The sequence below is a fragment of the Moorena bouillonii PNG genome (assembly GCF_001942495.1).
Lineage (GTDB): Bacteria > Cyanobacteriota > Cyanobacteriia > Cyanobacteriales > Coleofasciculaceae > Moorena > Moorena bouillonii.
The window spans coordinates 1,309,794-1,329,203 of the sequence record NZ_MKZS01000001.1 but is presented as its reverse complement, the minus strand read 5'-3'; the positions used below and the strand labels follow the sequence as shown (position 1 = coordinate 1,329,203).

General features: G+C 43.9%; 17 protein-coding genes, 1 tRNA gene and 3 pseudogenes. 10 read left to right on the top strand and 11 right to left on the bottom strand.

The features are described 5' to 3' along the window. The first annotated feature begins 161 nt into the window (after positions 1–161). Positions 162–2,246, top strand: a complete 2,085-nt coding sequence (locus tag BJP37_RS34235; RefSeq protein WP_081431083.1) for a glycosyltransferase — start codon at positions 162–164, stop codon at positions 2,244–2,246. 199 nt (positions 2,247–2,445) lie between these two features. Further along, on the top strand, positions 2,446–3,279 hold the full coding sequence (locus BJP37_RS05450; RefSeq protein ID WP_075897089.1) for a PIG-L deacetylase family protein: 834 nt from the start codon (positions 2,446–2,448) through the stop codon (positions 3,277–3,279). On the opposite strand, the gene BJP37_RS38565 is transcribed toward BJP37_RS05450, so the two are convergent. Then, positions 3,264–3,401 carry a hypothetical protein gene (locus BJP37_RS38565; RefSeq protein ID WP_158069440.1) on the bottom strand — a complete coding sequence of 46 codons (138 nt, stop codon included), beginning with the start codon at positions 3,399–3,401 and terminating at the stop codon, positions 3,264–3,266. The genes BJP37_RS05450 and BJP37_RS38565 overlap by 16 nt on opposite strands. Positions 3,402–3,736: 335 nt before the next feature. On the opposite strand from BJP37_RS38565, the gene BJP37_RS05445 reads away from it, so the two are divergent. Together BJP37_RS05445 and BJP37_RS05440 are read left to right on the top strand one after the other, a co-directional pair. Beyond that, positions 3,737–5,851 carry a nucleotide-binding protein gene (locus BJP37_RS05445; protein WP_075897087.1) on the top strand — a complete coding sequence of 705 codons (2,115 nt, stop codon included), beginning with the start codon at positions 3,737–3,739 and terminating at the stop codon, positions 5,849–5,851. A gap of 4 nt (positions 5,852–5,855) precedes the next feature. After that, positions 5,856–6,587, top strand: a complete 732-nt coding sequence (locus BJP37_RS05440) for an FkbM family methyltransferase (protein WP_075897085.1) — start codon at positions 5,856–5,858, stop codon at positions 6,585–6,587. Between the two features lie 302 nt (positions 6,588–6,889). On the opposite strand, the pseudogene BJP37_RS05435 reads toward BJP37_RS05440, so the two are convergent. The 3 genes and pseudogenes from BJP37_RS05435 to BJP37_RS05425 form a co-directional block, all read right to left on the bottom strand. Next, positions 6,890–7,336: pseudogene (locus BJP37_RS05435) on the bottom strand (alpha/beta fold hydrolase); the annotation flags it as partial. Positions 7,337–7,345: 9 nt separating this feature from the next. After that, positions 7,346–8,572, bottom strand: a complete 1,227-nt coding sequence (locus tag BJP37_RS05430; RefSeq protein WP_075897083.1) for an RNA-guided endonuclease InsQ/TnpB family protein — start codon at positions 8,570–8,572, stop codon at positions 7,346–7,348. A gap of 271 nt (positions 8,573–8,843) precedes the next feature. Beyond that, positions 8,844–9,278, bottom strand: a pseudogene (locus BJP37_RS05425) (alpha/beta fold hydrolase); the annotation flags it as partial. Positions 9,279–9,918: 640 nt separating this feature from the next. Between BJP37_RS05425 and BJP37_RS05420 the strand changes: the two are divergent. After that, on the top strand, positions 9,919–10,536 hold the full coding sequence (locus BJP37_RS05420) for a vWA domain-containing protein (protein ID WP_075897081.1): 618 nt from the start codon (positions 9,919–9,921) through the stop codon (positions 10,534–10,536). Between the two features lie 127 nt (positions 10,537–10,663). Then, a complete protein-coding gene (locus BJP37_RS05415; protein ID WP_081431082.1) occupies positions 10,664–10,954 on the top strand; it encodes a cupin domain-containing protein in 291 nt (96 codons plus the stop codon). Between the two features lie 280 nt (positions 10,955–11,234). Here the strand turns inward: BJP37_RS05415 and ccmS are convergent, their stop codons facing one another. After that, positions 11,235–11,663, bottom strand: coding sequence for a beta-carboxysome assembly chaperone CcmS (gene ccmS / locus BJP37_RS05410; RefSeq protein WP_075905785.1), 429 nt, complete (start codon positions 11,661–11,663; stop codon positions 11,235–11,237). Between the two features lie 307 nt (positions 11,664–11,970). Between ccmS and BJP37_RS05405 the strand changes: the two genes are divergently transcribed. Next, positions 11,971–12,798 (top strand): inositol monophosphatase family protein, encoded by an 828-nt coding sequence (locus tag BJP37_RS05405; protein WP_075905783.1) that lies wholly within the window; start codon positions 11,971–11,973, stop codon positions 12,796–12,798. A 164-nt stretch (positions 12,799–12,962) separates the two neighbouring features. Here the strand turns inward: BJP37_RS05405 and BJP37_RS05400 are convergent, their stop codons facing one another. The 4 genes from BJP37_RS05400 to BJP37_RS05385 all read right to left on the bottom strand — a co-directional run bounded on the left by BJP37_RS05400 (position 12,963) and on the right by BJP37_RS05385 (position 16,473). Then, complete coding sequence (locus BJP37_RS05400; RefSeq protein ID WP_075897079.1) at positions 12,963–13,865, bottom strand: ChaN family lipoprotein; 903 nt, start codon at positions 13,863–13,865, stop codon at positions 12,963–12,965. A 142-nt stretch (positions 13,866–14,007) separates the two neighbouring features. Next, positions 14,008–15,117, bottom strand: coding sequence for a YheT family hydrolase (locus tag BJP37_RS05395; RefSeq protein ID WP_229415210.1), 1,110 nt, complete (start codon positions 15,115–15,117; stop codon positions 14,008–14,010). A gap of 101 nt (positions 15,118–15,218) precedes the next feature. Continuing rightward, positions 15,219–16,073: a sugar kinase gene (locus BJP37_RS05390; protein WP_075897077.1), complete on the bottom strand. Its 855-nt coding sequence runs from the start codon at positions 16,071–16,073 to the stop codon at positions 15,219–15,221. A gap of 13 nt (positions 16,074–16,086) precedes the next feature. After that, positions 16,087–16,473: a DUF4359 domain-containing protein gene (locus BJP37_RS05385; RefSeq protein ID WP_070391431.1), complete on the bottom strand. Its 387-nt coding sequence runs from the start codon at positions 16,471–16,473 to the stop codon at positions 16,087–16,089. Positions 16,474–16,710: 237 nt separating this feature from the next. On the opposite strand from BJP37_RS05385, the gene BJP37_RS05380 reads away from it, so the two are divergent. Further along, positions 16,711–16,783 (top strand) — tRNA-His (locus tag BJP37_RS05380). A gap of 257 nt (positions 16,784–17,040) precedes the next feature. On the opposite strand, the gene BJP37_RS05375 is transcribed toward BJP37_RS05380, so the two are convergent. Together BJP37_RS05375 and BJP37_RS35720 are read right to left on the bottom strand one after the other, a co-directional pair. Next, positions 17,041–17,337 carry a YkvA family protein gene (locus BJP37_RS05375; RefSeq protein ID WP_075897075.1) on the bottom strand — a complete coding sequence of 99 codons (297 nt, stop codon included), beginning with the start codon at positions 17,335–17,337 and terminating at the stop codon, positions 17,041–17,043. 187 nt (positions 17,338–17,524) lie between these two features. After that, a complete protein-coding gene (locus BJP37_RS35720; protein WP_143727482.1) occupies positions 17,525–17,761 on the bottom strand; it encodes a hypothetical protein in 237 nt (78 codons plus the stop codon). A gap of 321 nt (positions 17,762–18,082) precedes the next feature. Between BJP37_RS35720 and BJP37_RS05370 the strand changes: the two genes are divergently transcribed. Continuing rightward, positions 18,083–18,721 carry a MotA/TolQ/ExbB proton channel family protein gene (locus tag BJP37_RS05370; protein ID WP_075897073.1) on the top strand — a complete coding sequence of 213 codons (639 nt, stop codon included), beginning with the start codon at positions 18,083–18,085 and terminating at the stop codon, positions 18,719–18,721. A 15-nt stretch (positions 18,722–18,736) separates the two neighbouring features. Beyond that, positions 18,737–19,261: pseudogene (locus BJP37_RS05365) on the top strand (ExbD/TolR family protein); the annotation flags it as partial. Positions 19,262–19,410 lie beyond the last annotated feature (149 nt).

Genomic DNA, 19,410 nt, shown 5'->3' with positions numbered 1-19,410 from the left:
CAGCCCCCCTTAAAAAAGGGGGGAGCCATACTCGCTCGTCCCCCTTTTTTAAGGGGGATAATGGGGGATCTCCGAGGCAAGAAGACACACCCTAGTTACAGCAGTTTTCAATTACCAATTGATAATTACCAATTAAAAACTAAAAATTGAGGATTACAACAGTGACACAACTTTCTGAAGCACTTCAAGTGGCTCTTCAATATCATCGAGCCAATCGCTTGGTGGAAGCTGAGCAAGTTTATCGTCAGATTCTAGCAGGAATACCTAACCAACCAGATGCCTTGTATGGGTTAGGAATGCTAGCACAACAGGTAGGTAAGTACCAAACTGCTGAGGAGTTTTTTAATACAACCCTCCTTGTCAATCCGGAGTCTTTCAAGGCTTGGTTCAGTTTAGGCAATTTGCGTCAAGCTCAAGGTCAATTGTCAGAAGCAGTGGAAGCTTATCAGCGAGCGTTAGCCCTACAGCCGAACTCGGTAGCGCTTTACAACAACTTTGGCTATGCTCTACAACAACAAGGCAAGTGGGAAAATGCGATCGCATGCTATCAAAAAGCTTTGGAGATTCAGCCCAACTGTGCTGAAGCTGATGTGAATTTGGGTAATGCACTCCACGCTCAAGGGCAGCTTTCCCAAGACAAACACGCCTACTACGCTGCCTTAAATCACGATTTGGGCGTTAGTCGGAAAATAGGAGGCGATTTGAAGACTGCGGTGGCTTACTACCAGAAAGCGATCGCAATACAGCCAGACTTGGTCAACAGTCATTATACCTTGGGAGTTGCTCTGCAGGAACAAGGCAAATTAGATGATGCGATCGCGTCCTATAACAATGTCCTCAAACTCAATCCCAGTAACACTGTAGTCTACACCACTTTAGTGCAAAATAAATTAGCTAGGATTGACCGAGAGCAAAACAAATTAAACAACAAATTAAATCATCAATTAAACGGAGCAGATTCTAAGAAACGATTAAAAATAGCATTTGTCTGTCAACCCTTTGTGATGACATCGTTTCCAAATCCGATGGATTCCATCGGGATTTTGACCTATGAATTCGTGCGTCTTTTAGTTCAAGATGGTGATGTTATTGTCTATACACCAGGAGAACGCTTTAATACGGCAATTCATGACGGAGTAGACTATCGATATATTCCCATAGGTCGGGATCAAAAACTGCTAAACTATCTGGAAAAAATTCCAGGATTCCAAAATCAAAAACGTCCTATATTTGGCTCCCAACTCTATTACCTAGCATATATTTTACAGGTAGCCAATGACTTGAGAAAACAGCAATGTGATGTTGTTCACATTCACAACTTATCTCAGTTTATTCCAGTGATACGAGCGTTGAACCCAGGTATAAAAATTGCCCTGCACATGCATTGTGAGTGGTTGACCCAACTCGATCACAAAATTCTAGAAAAGCGGCTTAGTAAGGTAGATTTAGTTATTGGTACTAGTAAGTATATCACAGAAGGGATTCGCCAGCGTTTTCCTAAATTTGCCGAGCGCTGTCAGCCGGTTTTTAATGGGGTAAACCTTGATCGCTTCATGAATTTCTATGTCAAGCATAATCAGCAAAATGGCAGCAAAAACAATTCTGCTAAACGATTACTCTACGTGGGTAGAGTATCTCCAGAAAAAGGATCCCATGTCTTATTAGAGGCTTTTAAAAAAGTGCTCGAGCGCTGCCCTCAAACCAAACTTGATCTCGTTGGTCCTGTAGGTGCATTACCCTACGACTATCTTGTGGGATTAAGTGATGACTCTAAAGTGGCAGAGTTAGCGTCATTCTACGGTGATGAAAGTTGGACAGGTTACGTGAGACGATACCTGTCCGAATTGAATGATCACTTTGGTGCTGATCTAGCCAGCCAAGTATCCTTCACTGGCTCCCTTCCTCAATCTAAGTTAGTCAATTATTATCAGCAGGCAGACATTTTTGTATTTCCGTCAGTATGTCACGAAGCATTTGGGATGCCAATTGTCGAAGCTATGGTTGCAGGTCTTCCCGTTATTGCTACCCAAGCTGGTGCTTTTCCCGAGATTGTGGAAGATGGTAAGACAGGTCTGCTGGTTGAACGGAGTAATGCTGATGCTTTAGCAGACGCCATCTTGCAACTTCTTTCTGACCAAGAACTTAGAACATCCATGGGACAAGCTGGACATCAGCGAGCGGTTGAACTATTTTCTTTCGAGAAAGTTGTTGATGATTTACTTACGCAGTACAAGACTATTCTTTGACAGCAAAAGACACAAGTGTTGAACTTCGGATCAGGGAATAGTTGCGTAGGGTGCGTTAGGGGGGCTCGCCGTCATTTTCAGCCTCGTAGCCAGCCTTGGGAAAGTCCGCCCCGTAACGCACCACCGGCTCAAACACCAAAAATGAGATGCACCCTGTTGAACTTCGGATCAGGGAATAGTGACAAGTGACAAGTTAAAAATGAACAATAAATTATCCTTACAAACTCTGGTACGCCAGTTTTATCGTTTTTTAATCCATAGTACCAGAGTTGAGTATGACAGAAATAATCTAAGACGCTCGGCGATTATATTTTCCCCCCATCAGGATGATGAGACCCTGGGCTGTGGTGGAACAATTATCCGTAAAAAGCAAGCCGGAGCCGATATAAAAATTGTTTTTATGACAGATGGATGTCAATCTCATGCTCATCTGATTCCAGCAAATCAGGTCAAATCAATACGTGCTAATGAAGCCTTGGCAGCCGCTCAACAACTTGGTCTGCAACAGCATGATGTCAGCTTTCTAGAATTCAAAGATGGAACATTAGATAAAACTAGAAATTTGGCTATCCAAAACGTCGCCAAAATTATTCTTAACTATCTTCCTGAAGAAATTTTTGTTCCCTACTACAACGATGGGGTATCTGACCATAATGCTACCAATGAAATTGTCGTAGCTGCACTCAAAACAATTAAATTTGATGTGACAGTTTATGAGTATCCTATATGGTTTTGGAATCACTGGCCTTGGACAAGGGTGGAAGGGAGTAAACCAAACCTGGTCTCCTTTTTTCAAAAAACCATAATGTCAGGGTTTCGCTTACTGAATGATTTTAGATTATCTGTCTATATTGGTGATGTTTTTGATATCAAACGTACTGCCCTAGACCAACATCAATCTCAAATGAAACAACTCATTAATCATCCACGCTGGCTAACCCTGAGAGATGTGTCAGACGGAGAGTTTTTAGACTGCTTTTTTCAAAACTATGAATTATTTCGTCGATATAGTTTGACTCATAATTCTGAATAATCTTGATGCAGTCGCTCATGGGGGAAACCCCCAAGACTGCGCTGCATCGCTAGCGATAAATTAGCCAATTTGGCAACTTCATTCAAGATAATCATGAAATCATAAGTAACAAGAGTGTTCAAGATTTTTATCAGTCATATCAGTTCTGGATATATGGGGCATCATATATCCATTTTATTTTTTGTTTATCTTCTCAATTGGATAGGGAGTAGGAAGTAGGGATTAGGGAGTAGGGATTAGGGAAGTCATAATTTCCATCAATCCTAGTTTCACATCTCATTTAAAAACACTATATATAGCTTTTATCATAGCTATGAGGTACACATTATTTTTTCCCTCTTCCCTCTTCCCTCTTCCCTCTTCCCTCTTCCCTGCTCCCTGCTCCCTGCTCCCTGCTCCCTAAAACCCAGAGATTTGTACCTCATGGGTATAATACTTGCTATAAAGAAGTAACAACATGCAACAATTAAATCGACCAAAAAATTTAGGAAACAAATCCTTCACAGACACATTCTCAGACAACTGTTGTGCAGGTAAAACCATTGGTACTAAAACTCCCAGTGGTGCAGTTCGTAAGGGTATAGATGTCGAAAAGCTGATTGGGATTGACAATGGCGCATTACGTCTCCAGCCTCTGCTAAAACCTGCGTGGGGCAGACAGGGCATTGCGTATGGTCCTTATACCCGTACCAATGGACTGGCCTTTGCAGTGTTTCTGAGCAATGGTCATAATACATCCCAGACCGAAAGGATTGAGCCCCTAACACAACGACTCCATCGGTGGATGATTGGTCCTGAGACAGATAAACCGGCTAAACGACTTCTGCGTTGGACTTCCAGTCAGGAAAAAAGCAGGATGTTGCGAAAGCTCCTATGGTGGATTCGTAGTACCTCCAGAATTTCCAAATATTTCAAATCGTTTAAATTGCCAAATCTTGATGAGAATCTGGCAGTGGGTTGGTTCCCCAGGGAAGTTCCTATTGACGCAACTGCAGAGGGAAATACCTTTATTGTTCATGCCACTGGGGCAGAAAATGGAGAGTTGTGGACTCGCTTGGGGGGGTATCTACTCTCAGCATTTAGGGGCTTACAAAATCTCCAGGTTTATTACATCGTGGTTCTGCGGGAAAAGGGAGCCGCCTATTATGCTGCTTCTGTTCCTAATGCTCATGGTATGGCCGCTTACCCTAACATGCGTCCCATTGCTATTGATCCTTTCAATGATGATCCAACAGTATATGCTGGTGTATACCAAAGTATTCTGGGACAGGATGGTTTTCAAGTCGATACGCGAATCTATGGCGCTAATGTAGCCCAAATTTCAGACATCGCCACCTGGTACGGTACAGCTCAGGTGGCAGATGACCTGATTGGTGATGGTTTGCTAGATGGTGCTGAAGCGGATAAGGGTGGTTTTTGGAGTGTCTCTCAAGGAAGTTATGAGTTAACAGCTAATGGTGCTAGAGCCACTCAACCGGATAGCGTCGCTATGTTGGAGTGTCCCACACCCTCTGGGCTAATCCATTTGCTGATTGAAACCTCTACTCAGATAACTGGAGTCCGCATTGTGTGGCGTGTTCAGGATAAAAACCAATTCTGGAGTTTCCTAGCAGACGCAGACAAATGTCAACTTATGATTCAAGACCATGATAGCTGGGAATGTTTAGCTGTTAGCGATCTATGGTATTTACAGCCGTTAGCAATCAACTCTTTACAGATATTGGATGATGGTAAGACCTTCAGCGTGTATCTCAATGGCCAGTTAGTCTTTAACAAGTGGTTTACAGATACCCGCCTGGCAAACGCTACCGGTGTTGGCATTGGTGGGATTAACCCTAATAATAGTCTGTATTTTCGCTCCTTTGAGGCTCACCCACGCACTATCCCTATTCCTTCCGAACTCGACCTGGGATCCCCTTGGGTAGTAGAGGGTACCGAAATAGCTATCACTGAAGATTTTGCTGGTGCAGCTGGGGACTTGATGGGAAAAACCACCACTAGTGGTAGCAAAGTCTGGGATCGGAATATTGGGCTAGGGGTAATTGAGCTGACTGGGAATAGTACAGCAAAAGTCCGAGCTGATGCTAAGCATCATAATCCAGGTCGCACTGCCTACACCATTGATTGGGATCACCCAGACATAGCGGATTTACAGGTAGACATTACTCCCCCTGGAACTAGACGAGGACAAGGAGAAAAAGGTCGTGGAGGATTTATCTTTTGGCAGGATGCTGACAATTATATCATTATGAATAACTGGTTAGATGACTGTTACGGTGGTGCTTCCATTTCTTCCTTTTTCTATCTCAATGGCTTTGAAGAATTATATGATGCTGTCTGGACAAATGTGGGTAAACGCATTTCCTGGGGTGTCTCCCATCGGCTCCGCATGATTTTTGACGGCATGAATTACATGATATTCATCAATGATGAACCAGTATTGTATCGTGCCCTGACAGATGTTTATCCAGATGCGGCGCGTCTTAGAATTAACCGAGTTGGGATTGTCGCTAACTGGGAATGGGGAAATGATACAGGAAGTGTATTTCAAAACTTTGTAGCAAAGGTTTAGACTAATGACTTTAAGCAATCAACAGGTAACCCTTAACAATGGAGTAGGTGCAGGACTAAAATTCCATGGGGATGGTTCTAATCCTGATTTTGCACGTGGTACCTATGAACTTCCACTTCAGAAGGCTTTAGCAAGCTGCTTAAACCACGATCATATCTTCTATGATATCGGTGCTAATATTGGCTTTTTTACTATTATTGCTGCGAAGCTAGTTGGGCCATCTGGACACGTTTATGCGTTTGAGCCAGTTCCAAACAATGCTGATATTATTCTACGGAATGTGGAGCTTAATAGTTTCTCCAATGTTACTGTTTTCCCTCAAGCAGTTTCTGAATCAACCGGAACCGGAGAATTGTTGCTGGCCCATCATTCAGGGGGAGCTACTTTAGCTACAGCGGGTACACCTCCAGATCTCAGGGGTGAAATGACAGTTGATCTTGTGTCTATTGATGATTTGGTGTCCCAAAAGACTTTGAAACCCCCAACGGTCGTGAAAATCGATGTGGAAGGAGCAAAAATTAATGTTTTAAGGGGGATGATTCAAACTATTAAAGAATATCAGCCCATCCTGATTTATGAAGTAGATGATGGGAATCAAGAGTCCTTCAAACTCAAGAATCAAACCATTGAGATGTTTATTGACTCTCTAGGATATAAAATCATGCCCCTGGAACCAGCTTATCCCAATATTACCTGGTATGTTGGACATGCGATCGCGTTTTCAAATCTAAATTGAAAATGCTATATAGCGGTTTTAAATTTGGTGAGGTACAGAGTTCCTGGTTTTAGGGAACAGGGAACAGGGAACAGGGAACAGGAAAGAGTAACCCACCCCTAACCCCTCCCAGGAGGGGAAGAGGGAACAAGGAAAAAATCCTGTGTACCTCATTAGGCTAAAAACCGCTAGGCTCCTGAAGCTATAGCAATCCTAAATCAATTGAGAGAATGTTTGTTCCCTGTTCCCTACTCCCTGCTCCCTGCTCCCTGTTCCCTGTTCCCTGTTCCCTGTTCCCTGTTCCCTTTGCTATATGCCGAATTCTAAGCAAATTCTAAAATATGCTCAGCAGTAACTTGAGCTTGTTCCAAGTGAGGCACATGACCACAGTCTTTAATCCAGATTAATTGAGATTGTGCGATCGCATGCTTAAACTTACTAGCAGCAGCAGTCCCTAAAATTTGGTCATGGTCACCCCATAAAATTAGAGTTGGCTGGCTAATCTGAGCCAGCTTATCCCCAAAATCACCATAACCACCACTTTTGGTAAACGCAATCAAGGCTTGATTCCAACCAGGCATTTCTAGGTGCAATGCAGCACAAATTCGGGCATCTTCAGAGGCCAAACCTTTATCATAGTAGGCGTTTCTACTTATACCTTGCCTTACCTTGGGATTAGCCAAAAATGCTGTCGCTAGGTAGCCTAAGGGAGGAAATAAGAACTTCCCAATCGGGGGAGCCTTGGTGCAGCCAGCGCTATCTATTAATAGTGACAACTCCTACACCGACCTTTCAGGTTCGGTGTAGGCTTCCCAGCCAATCCGGGCATCCCTTAGGAGGCGCTGGGCTTTAAGAACGGACTGCCCTGCCGCTCTATTTTTTATATTTATTGCCGCATTATGATCCCGGTCAAGACTGCATCCGCAATGAGGGCAATCATGCCAGCGAACATGCAGTTTTTTAGGAACTTTTTTTCCACAATTGGAGCAATTCTGCGAAGTATTTTTGGGACTTACTGCAACTGCCAACAAGCCAGCATTTAAGGCTTTGCTTGAAAGAATTGTCAGAAAGCTTGACCACCCAGCATCCAACACAGATTTAGCCAATCGGGACTTAGCCAGTCCCTTTACGTTTAATTTTTCATGAGCAACAACATCATATTTTGATAACAAATAATTTGCGGTCTTGAAATGAAAATCTTTCCGCTTGTCTGCTACCTTCTTGTGCTGTAATCCAAGCTGTTTGATAGCTTTGAGCCTGTTCTTACCTCCCTTCTTTCTACGAGATACACGCTTCTGGATTACTTTTAGACGTTTTTGAGCTTTTCGATAGTACTGAGGTATCTCGACAGATTCCCCTTCAGAAGTCGTCAAAAAATCTTTAAGGCCAACATCAATCCCAATCATTGAGTCCGGATTAATATCTGGCTTTACCTCAGGAACAGTCTTGTCCTCCAGAGATAAGACCAGATAATAGCCATCACATTTGTTAGTAATAGAGGCTGTTTTTATTTTAAATCCAGCGGGAATAGGGCGGTGGAGTACAACCTTTACCATGCCTATCTTAGGGAGGTTTATTAGATCACCTTCCAGACATCCCTCTTTCATTTGAGGGTAGGTAAAAGTACGGTAACGGTGCCGTTTTTTGAATCTAGGTCGCCCACTTCGCCTACCGTTACTGTCTCCTTTTATGAACCTATCAAAAGCCAGTTTTACCCTCTTGACAACATCCTGAAGTACCTGAGAGTGAATCTGCCTGTACCAAGGATGAGTCTTTTTCAGGTTTGGTAGAGTCTTTTTTTGGCTGTAATAATCGGGATTTTCCTTTAATTCTGAAAGATGACAAACAAGGGGACAAGCATTAACATAACAACGATTCTGTTCGTACCAGTTAAATCGATCAGCTAACAAATAATTATATTGAGCACACAGCATTGACAGCCAATTATCTATAACGGCTTTTTGTGCTTTTGTTGGCTTGATCTTGTACTGATACGCTAATCTCATCCTTGGTTGTTACCTTGTTTACCGACCTATTAATATTGTAACAAGCGTCTGAACAAATGTCAATCCAAAATGAAATACAAAAAACTAGTAATCAGAATTACCGACTTTGAAAAAAGGCAGTTCTAGCAAGAAGCACAGAAACGCGGTATGACTTCGTCTGAATTGATCACAAGCTTGATAGCTCGTTTCCCTGTTCCGTGCATACCCTGTGTAAAATTCATCCCACACTCATCCTTGCGGATTGAGGTGTGGGGCTTCTTTTACGGCCAGCTAACTGTTTAACTACCTGGGGGTAAGTGAGGGTAAAATCAATCGCCGCTGCACCTCCCATCGAGGCTCCGACTACAATCACTGGTGTTCTAATCAGGGTTTTCCAGAAATAATAGAGATGGGTTGCGATCGCATTTGGACTAAACGGAGTCCCTGCCATGCGATCCGTAAACCCAAAACCCAACAAATCCACTGCCCAGGTTTCATTTTCCTGAGCCAGCAGTGGTAGCAAGCGGCGTAATTCTAGCAGGGAACTATCGAAGCCATGGAGTAACAGAATCGGCGTGCCACCCTTACCCTGATTAACGTAAGTTGTGGCAATGGCCTGTGGGCTCAGGGGAGTTGAGATAGCTTGACGCTGGATACTTTGAGCAAGAACAATTGAGCTAGACTCAACTAGCTGCTGGGTATTGGAGGGCAGAAAATCAGGAAACATCAGTTGAATTGCTGTAATCAGAGGACAATCCTGATTTTCCCCCTCACAAGCGCAATTATGTTAGTCAGTGCTTACCCGAGCGGGGTTTAATTCAATAGCCTACCCTGATTCATAGGAACTAACAGACCTATGGATTGATGCAAGGGTAACGGTTGCAGTAAACCCTGCCTACAAAGCGCCAAAATTGTGATTTTGCTGATTTTACAAATGATTTAGAATTGCTATAACGTTTTTAGGACTCATGAGGTACACATAATTGTTTGAATATTGGCTCTTGCCTTCCCCTCCTGGGAGGGGTTAGGGGTGGGTTTCTCTTTTACCTGCTCCCTGCTCCCTGCTCCCTAAAACCTAGATATTTGTACCTCATAAGTCCTAGAATTGCTATAGATATCATTACTACGAGAAACGCTATAAATTTTTTTTAAACTATGTTAATAAATTTGAATTTTATCAAACCGTTGCTGTTCCCTATTCCGAGACCCGAACTTCTCAAGTCTTAACAGTTAACGTTAATTGTTTCCGACTACTTAGCTATAGAAAAAGAACATTTTCAACTAGACTCTCCCAACTCCTGATTGGATCTGATCAGGATTTCTGGGAAAACTTAGGATAAGATCCTAATGGAGATCAGAGGATAACTGTGTCTCAAGACCTATTGCAAAACCGAGACTACACCATAATTCTGGCAAGAAATGCCTCTAAAACCTTTGGAACCCTGCCTGGACTAGACAAGCAGTGGTTGCTAGCTCAGGAGTCTATTATCGCCTTGGCAAAGAAATGTGAGGAACTCGATCCAGACGGACTCACTATTTACATTGCATCTACTCCCTATCAAAAATATGACAACACCACTAGTCAGGCATTAGTTGACCTGTTTGAGCAGCCCTATGGTTCAGACAGCATCAATGTGGTTGAGCCGCTCAAAGTGGCAATTGATGATCACTTTAGCCGTAAATCCCGCCAGCAGACGAAAGAAAACGGTGATATTATTATCGTCATCCTGGATAGTGAACCAAAGCCACGGATGGCTGTAGTAAAATTACTAGTTGCAGCAACTAAGAAGATGGATTCTCAGGAAGAACTGGGTGTGATGTTTGCCCAAGTGGGAGAAGACCCGATTACTCGAGGTTTTCTAACGGCTTTAGATGATGATTTACATGCTGCGGGCGCTAAGTTAGACATTGCGGACACTAAGCTTTTGTCAGCTATGGAGGAAAGTGAGATTACTAAGTTTTTGCTCGATGCCCTATATGATTAGGATGAAAGCTATCAGCCGTCAGCTATCAGCGGTCAGCCGTCAGCATTCAGCTATCAGCTGATGCGTATTAGCTTATAGCTTTCATGAAAATGAATGCTTACCACTGAAAACTTAAGTTCCAAAAAGTATGTCTACACCAACCAATATCAATAAAATTCTGATTGAACGTCCTAGCCAAGACCATCTCGATAAATTAGGTATCTCAAATTGGCCAATTTGGACAAAGGAAGTCTCGGAATTTCCCTGGACTTACGATGAACAGGAAATTTGTTACTTGCTAGAGGGTGAAGTAGTTGTAACGCCAGATGGCGGTGAATCAGTTGAAATTGCCAAAGGAGATTTGGTAACCTTCCCAGCTGGAATGTCTTGCACCTGGAAGATTCTTTCTAATGTTAGAAAGCACTATCAATTTGGCTAGAAGTTTGAGGGAATTTTGTATAAGATTTTAGAGGTTGTCTGAGAAGTCTCATTTGCTACATCCAAGCCCCCTAAATCCCCCAATTTTGGGGGACTTTTACCAGCAAATGGATTCTTGTTCCCCCCAGAATTGGGGGGCTAGGGGGGCAAAATTCAATATCAAAAAACTTTTCAGATATCCTCTTAGGGAGTAGGGAATAGGGAGTAGAGAGTAGGGAGTAGGGAGTAGGGGTAATAAACTTGAAGTAATTAACCGGACTTGATATCCCTACTGTATATCCCTACTTTATTGTTTCACTCATCTGCTTCTCTAATTCTTCTAATAATTTATCGACATCTTTACCAACTTCTTTAAAGCACTCTGCTGGTGAAAGTTCAGGTTCAAATTGAATCAGTTTCAACTGTCCATTACCAATGCCAATAATTAGAACTTCCTGCTCAGGTTTATGAGCATCCACCACTCCCAAAATTTCCTGAATTTGGTTATTAACCTGACGATTTAGGGTTTCTATTGCTTCCCTAGGACAGTAAACAAAATGTGGCTTCGGTTTCATGTCAAGTCCGAGGGTCTCATCACTTTCTCCTTTTTCCAGAAAGAGCCCCCAAGCTAGTGCAGCTAATTCTTTTTGATTGGCTTTAACAAACTGATCTAACTGATGTTGCCACTTGTGTATTGCTAAGTCTTGCCGATTACTACCGAATAAGTTCATATCGTATTTATCAATCTGGATTTTAGGGAGTAGGGAGTAGGGAGTAGGGAGTAGGGAGTAGGGAAGGTTGGCAAGTTGAAGGGTTGCCAAGTTCCGTAGCGTGGCCTATTGGCCAAGGTTCAACGGAAACGAACCTTTAAGCAATAGTACATAGTTAATATATTCGGCAACTTTGACCTGCTCTGTGGGGATTGTCTAGAGTTAAACAAACCACAAACTAACTCAACAAACTAAGGTAGATGGGTGGTTTTTACCGGAGAACGACACCATGATATCATGTCCGGTACCGCGCACCACCGGACTTGATATGAATGATTTTTGGACAGATATTCTCAACTTTGCCAAGGACACCACAAACCGTGTCGGGAATCGGCACCTTCAGGACTTTGGTCAGGTACAAGGGTCCGAAAAAGCGGATGGTACGTTAGTGACCCAGGCGGACAGGTGGGCAGATCAAGAAATTAGAGATGCGATCGCATCTGATTTCCCCAGCCATGGCGTACTGAGTGAAGAAGCATCCCACCAATTTCCTGAGTCTGAATGGTGCTGGATTATTGACCCTCTTGATGGCACCACCAACTTTACTAGAGGAATTCCCCTGTGGGGGGTTTCCTTAGGCTTGTTGTATCAGGGAACTCCAGTGTTTGGTTATATTCATTTTGCTCCTGTCCAGCAATCTTTTCATGGTTTTTGGCTGGGGAAATCGGAGCTCAGTGGTGTAGAAAACGGTGCTTTTCTCAATGGACGTCCCATCCACAGCAGCCAGGATTCCCCTAGCCAAAACCACTTTTTCAACCTGTGCGCCCGTAGTACCTCAGTGATGAAGCAACCCTTCCCCTGCAAAATTCGGATGCTAGGGGTTGCCAGTTACAACTTTCTGGCCACTGCCAACGGTGTCACCTTAGGAGGAGTGGAAGCAACCCCGAAAATTTGGGATTTTGCTGGAGCTTGGGTGATTATTCACGCATCTGGGGCAGTTTGGGTACCCCTAGATTCTCAGGAAATTTTCCCCTTGCAAGTGGGCGAAGATTACGGTGAGCGGTCGTTTCCGACTCTAGTTGCAGCACGTCCGGAATTAGTGAGTGTGTTTAAGCCTTTGGTAGAGTTTCTCGGGGATAAGGCAAGTAGAATGTAGAATTAAGAATGTAGAATTAAGAATGCAGAAGGCCAAATGTAGAAGGCCAAATGTAGAATTAAGAATGTAGAAGGCCAAATGTAGAATTAAGAATGTAGAATGTAGAAGGTCAAATGTATAATGATAACTTCAAACTTCAAACTTCAAACTTCTAACTTCTAACTTCAAAAGGGATGTTCCCATAAATAATCTGCGATCGCATTTTCTCCTGCCAGTTTCTCTGACTGAACACCCAACAAAACGGAAATTTGTTCCAACTGATTATTGAATCGTCGAGCAACCCGACTGGGTATACCGTAGCCATAGATAATATGACCTTGCCCAGCAATCACTACTACTTGATAATCTGGGTTAGCTTGGGCAAACAAAGCAATCTTCTCTGCCATGGTTTCATCCCATAACACTTGGGCAGTGAAAAAATTGTCGAAGTTGCGACTATTGCTATGACCGGCGTGGTGATGTTGTTGGTAGAATCCCTGAATCAGGTTGCGGTAATCAGCGTTATCTGTGCGAATTTCCGATAATGGGGGAATATGTTCCTGCTCAGCAGAGGTTAAACTCTCTAAACCGCTACGGGCTACTTTACGAGTGACCTCAGTGGGTGTATTTAAGGCTAACACAGGCAGTTGATTAGTTTTAGCAAAGCGTACCAGGGGAGCATAATATTCCCAAGGAAAGCCCCAGCGTTGTTCATACTCACTTTGCTTAACCAACTCAGCTTCTGTGATTTCCCCGCCTAGGTATTGATCCAGGATATCTTGAGCTGGGCGCTGGAACATTTCCATTGCGATCGCAATTTTGGAATTTTCACGGGTTAGTGCTTTAATAATCGCTAACTGCGCCTCATGATCTTTTTGGCTGCTGTGAGTTTCTCCTAAATAGATAACCCGGGCTTTTTTCCATTCCGGTAATACCTCTGGTAGGGATAGTAGATTAACCGTTTCTATCTGTTGTTGCTGGCTAGTGGCAGTTGAACTATTATGTTGAGTATGTTGAGCAAAAACTGGGGTAGTACAGAAAAAGAAAAGTCCCAGGGAATAAACAACGACTTTGGTAATTGTACCCATAGAAAATTGATAATAGCGACTCAAAAATCCAACTGGTCATGTTTAGCTTAACGTGATTCAGAGGATATCTGAAAAGTTTTTTGATACTGAATTTTGCCCCCCTAGCCCCCCAACTTTGGGGGGAACAAGAGTCAATTTGCTTCTAAAAGTCCCCCAAAATTGGGGGATTTAGGGGGCTTGGATGTAGCAAATAATACTTCTCAGACAACCTCTCAGGATTGCCAGGAATTAATTGACCATCACAAAATTCCAAAAGCCGATTCAAACCCCAAAATTCATCCACATCACCTTTGCCTGTACTAATGTGAGCCACATGACCCCCTTGGGGAGTTAAAATCAAGTTGGCATAGGGATTACTACTCGTGCGCTCTTCCAATTCTGGAATAATAGTAGGATCAAAAATCGGGTCATCCGCAGCATAGATGATCAAATAGGGCAAAGCTAAGCTGTCCAACAGGTAAAGTCCACTAGTCTTCTGATAGTATTCATTAACGCTAGCAAACCCGTAGTAATCAATCACCATATACTGGTCAAAGCTCCGCATTGATTTAATGCACTCCACTACACCAGGTTTGACAGCCTCAGGAAAGTTTTCTAACCGTTGTTGAGCTGTTTTCCTGAGTTTATGAGTGAACCTCTGTTCGATCAAACGTCCCATTGGCGTAGATAGCAAATAATCTATGGAGCGATTCGATTCCAGATTAGGAGCCAAAACTGCTCCAAACCTGACCAGAGAACAATTGTTTTCAACTGCGGCCTTAAGTCCCCACAATGCCAACTGTCCCCCCATGGAAAAGCCCACCAAACCCACAGGTTCTGGGCAACCCATCTTTACTAATTGCATGGCTAGCTGCAACTGATCTTCCCCTTCTCGCCAACCGTCAGAAGATGGGACTGGGGATAGTTGTGCACTGCGTCCGTTACTGCGCCAATCATAAATTAACACTGCCCAACCATTGCTGTAGGCTTTACGAGCAAGGGTACGACTATACCAACCATTATCGACATCCCCTGTAAGGGCATAGTTAACAATCAGGGTACCTTTGGCATTGTCAGGACAACTCCACAATCCGCGCAACGGTACCTGATCCGCACCAGTAAATATGTGTTCCTGCCAGGGCATCAGGGGCAAATGGGAAAGCCAAGGTACTCTTTCCCCCCACCAACTCCAGGTCGTGCCGTACCAGTAAGTGGTAGCAATACTTTGAAATAAGCCATTTCTTAGGTACCAGGGAGCTTGGTAGTCTTGCATCAGGTTTCGTGCCTATTTGTGATTACACATCGGACTATAAGCCCTTCTAGTTCTCCATTGGTGTGGGCAGACAAACATTTGTTGCTCTAATTTTCGATATCTTATTCCATCCAGCGACGAGTCCCAAAAAACTGACAGGAATTGGAAGCTACCTTTGCTGCGGCGGCTAGGGCATCAGTAAACTCTTTCTGTAGAATATAGTGACAGAAGGCACCGTGAAACACATCCCCAGCTCCCAAGGTATCTACTGCTTGAATCTGGGGTACGGGTACTTCACCGGACACTCCTAAGCTACGATACTGAATTGGTTTTTCTCCTTGGGTAATGGCAATGTGATCAATCCCAGCGTCTAGGACATAAGCCATCACCTCTTCTTGGCCAGAGCACCCTGGTGGATAGAAATTGGCTGAGCAAATGGCGTAATCAACATAGGGCAAAATTGTTTCAAATCCTGGCTTCCAGCTACCGCCATCCATGACTACAGGGATATGATGAGTTTTGGCAAATTTTGCGATCGCATTACTAACCACCATCTGATGACCATCAATGAGCACCACATCCACCATCAAGTCTAAATCCTGAGGTATTTGTGTACTGCTGGCTTGGATTTTAGTAGCATTAATCGAAATAACTGCGCGATCGCCTGTGGATTCCGTAACAATGATAGAAGATACTGGTGGCGGTTGGGGGTTAGCTGGGTCAAGGTCGGCGATGATTACGCCATGACTGGTCAAATCGCTGCGAATTAGCTGAGTAATCGGATTAATTCCCACCACACCTAGAATTTTAGCTAGATTCCCCAGATAGCTAAACGTTACTGCTGCATTCGTTGCTGGTCCCCCAGCCGCTACCGTATAGTCAGAGGCAGTTATTTTTTCATTGCTGCTTGGTAGGTTGCTGCTGAGGTATACCAGGTCTAAGGTAACCATCCCCACAAAAAGACCAGTGCTCGCCATCTAACAACTACCCTTAGTATGATTTTTCATCAGCCTTGTAAAGGTAGAATTGTTGACAGATCCCAACAGTTTCAAAGGAGTATGAAGGGATCAGCGTACCAACATCCAGGTCAGTGCGGTAAATACTAAATAGCAAAAAATTTTCTCGCTTTGTGGTCTGGGCAACAACTTGCTTAATTTGGGGTCGTCCTGTATCCACCAGTATGGTACACTGACGGCGGATGAAACCGTCTAGGGCTTCCGGAGCTTGGGGACAAACTTCTTCTTTTAGATACTTGCTCAGTTGCTCAACCGCATAATCTTCATAGGTAGCTTGTCCAGGATTGGTCACCACCATCGAGCCTCCCACCACCGCCAGCACCATTGTGCCAACAGCGGTGACAACCTGTGAAATCTTCATCTGAATTTTTTAACGATATATTATATATTACGATGGCTATTAAGCCTTCGAGTTCCAGATTAACTGCAAAATAGTGGTAACGTCGAAAGCTGTGATGGAAGTCCTTGAGGGCAAGACAATTGCAGCAATTGTCAGCAAACCACAGGACTGACGGACTGAGCAGAAACCCATCAAAATTTCAGAGATTGTTGATAAACCAACAAATAAGATGCTATAATCAACAACGGTAAGATTATGGCGAGCGTAGCCAAGTGGTTAAGGCAGTGGATTGTGGTTCCACCACTCGCGGGTTCGAGTCCCGTCGTTCGCCCTAAAAGTCCGTGGAATGGGCATCTTGCCCGTATCCTTCCTGGCATATTGGTGGAATGGGCATCTTGGCTGTTTCAACTTTCCGGCATCTTGGTAGAACGGGGAGCCGCCTGTGGAATGGGCATCTTGCCCGTTTCATTTCCGGGCGGGCAGAATGCCCACTCTACTCCTATTCAGCGCGAAGATTCAGCAATGCCAAAAAAATGCAGAAGTAGATTCACATAATCACTTCTGCCTAAATCCTCTCAAGACCATTGACTAGACACCAATAGAGTCTACATCCACAGTCTTGACTTCAGGGTCTTGAGAGTCATTGGCAATCTTTTCGCTTTGGCGGGCTTTGGCAAAGTCAATTAGCCACTGAGACAGCTCTGAAACGAGCAGGGTTATAACTGCGATATCATCAATTTGCCCAATGATGGGAATAAAGTCTGGGGAAATATCAATGGGGCTAAGAAAGTAAACTAGGGTTCCCAAGATGATCCACCAGCGGTACTTGGAATGGCGGATAGTGTTGCGATACCAGTTGTAAAAAGATTGAATTGGATTGTTCATCAAAATTTGCGGCTGAATACCTCATCCCATACCAAGTTGCGTGGGTAGGAAAGCCACACCTCCAACTAATGGTTTAAACGACTGGTTTTAAATGCTCATAAGCCGAGACCAGCCAAACTCGTTATCCCCAAGGGCCACACTTGTTAAGATTTCTTCCAATTAGAAGCAACCACAAAAGGGGTTTTTCCTATAGACCGGACTGGGGAACTCTCCGGCTCTGATGTACCAAACAATGGCTCAATACTCTATAGCTACTATTTATAGTGCCAGATTCTTCCAGAAACCGACTATGGGGATAACCACCCGTTTGATTAGAGTTTTTACTAGAATTTAGGCAGTTGAAACGGGCAAGATGCCCATTCCACCATGAAACGGGCAAGATGCCCATTCCACCATGAAACGGGCAAGATGCCCATTCCACCATGAAACCAAAAATTGAGGCTTTACCTAATATCGAATTTGCTTATCGTGATCAGACCTTAGCCCCATGGAAATGAAATTCTTCCCTATCTCCCCATCTCCCCATCTCCCGTTTCTCCCCATCTCCCCATCTCCCGTTTCTCCCTATCTCCCCACACTCCCCGCACTACCTAAGACACTCTGTACCGGATATGCTAAAGTCCAAGTGTAAATTTCCTGACCTAATCAGTTAACTTGTGGAGAATAGGATCAGTTTCTTGGCAAGTGGTTGAAAATCAATAGAAGATTGATAGACCACTGAGTTATTTGGAAGTAAGGGCAAGTCGTGGATATTGTCGAACTTATTGCAAAAGGTGGGATCGCCATGTGGCCTCTGTTGGCTCTATCGATCCTGACTATGGGTACAATTTTTGAACGGATCTGGTTTTGGGCAACTATAGCGTTGAGGGAAGGCATAATTGTTAATCGTGTTCTAGAGGCAGCAGCTGGTAGCTGGCATGTTGCTAGACAGATTGCCCTAGAGTCACGCCGACAACCCATCGGTAGATATTTGTATGCTCCTTTACGACTAAATAATCCTGAACCAGAAGTATTCCGACTGGCTCTAGAGTCGGCTGCGGATGATGAATTAGCTGCTATGCGACGGGGAGACAAACTCCTGGAAGCTGTGATTGCTCTAGCACCACTGTTGGGATTACTTGGTACAGTGTTGGGCTTGATTAATTCATTGGGTTCCATTCGCATTAGTGACCTTGGCACAGCTTCCACCGATGGGGTGACTCAGGGGATTGGAGAATCACTGATTAGCACAGCTACAGGTTTGATTGTGGCGATTATCAGTCTGGCTTTCTATCGACTATTTCAGGCTTTTTGGTTTAACCAAGTTAAAGTGTTTCGCAAAGCTGGAAGCGAGTTGGAATTGCTTTATCGACAAGATTGGTTACAACAAGAAGAAAGCTCTTAGTCACAGGAAAAATTTATGAATAAAAAAAAGGATTCAGCTCGTTCCCCCATGGCAGTCCGTCCTCTAAGACTGCGAATGGATAGCTCGCCGGAAGAGGTTCGGGTTGAGATTGTTCCCCTGATTGATGTGATTTTTTGTATTCTGACCTTTTTCATTTTGGCAGCTGTTACTTTATCTCGCCAGCAAGCCCTGAGCGTGGATTTGCCTAAGGCAAGTACTGCTAAGCCTCAAGGACGGCAAATCTTAATGGTTAGCCTTAATGAATTTGGTCAACTCTATGTTGAACAGGAGCCAGTAGTAACCCAAGAGCAGTTCAAAAAGAAACTGCAGGCATATCGTCAAACCAATCCTTATGGGTTGATGGCTCTTTATGCTGCCAAGGAGGCTAGTTACAACGAGGTCGTTCAGGTATTGGATGTGCTACGACAAGTGGGAGGCGATCGCGTAGCCCTAGCTACTCTACCAGGATCCTCAGGTCAATCCATTGACTTTATTCCTTCCCTGCCATCGGGAACAGGTGTGCCTAAGGTTAACTCTCCTGGAAACAACTCCTCTGATGCTCTTAATGACATATTAAAGTTCTTGCCTGGATCTACCAATAATAAATAAGGTTTTTCGGAAGTGTGGGGAGATAGGGAGATGGGGAGATGGGGACCCACCCCATTCCCCTCCCAGGAGGGGAATGGGGA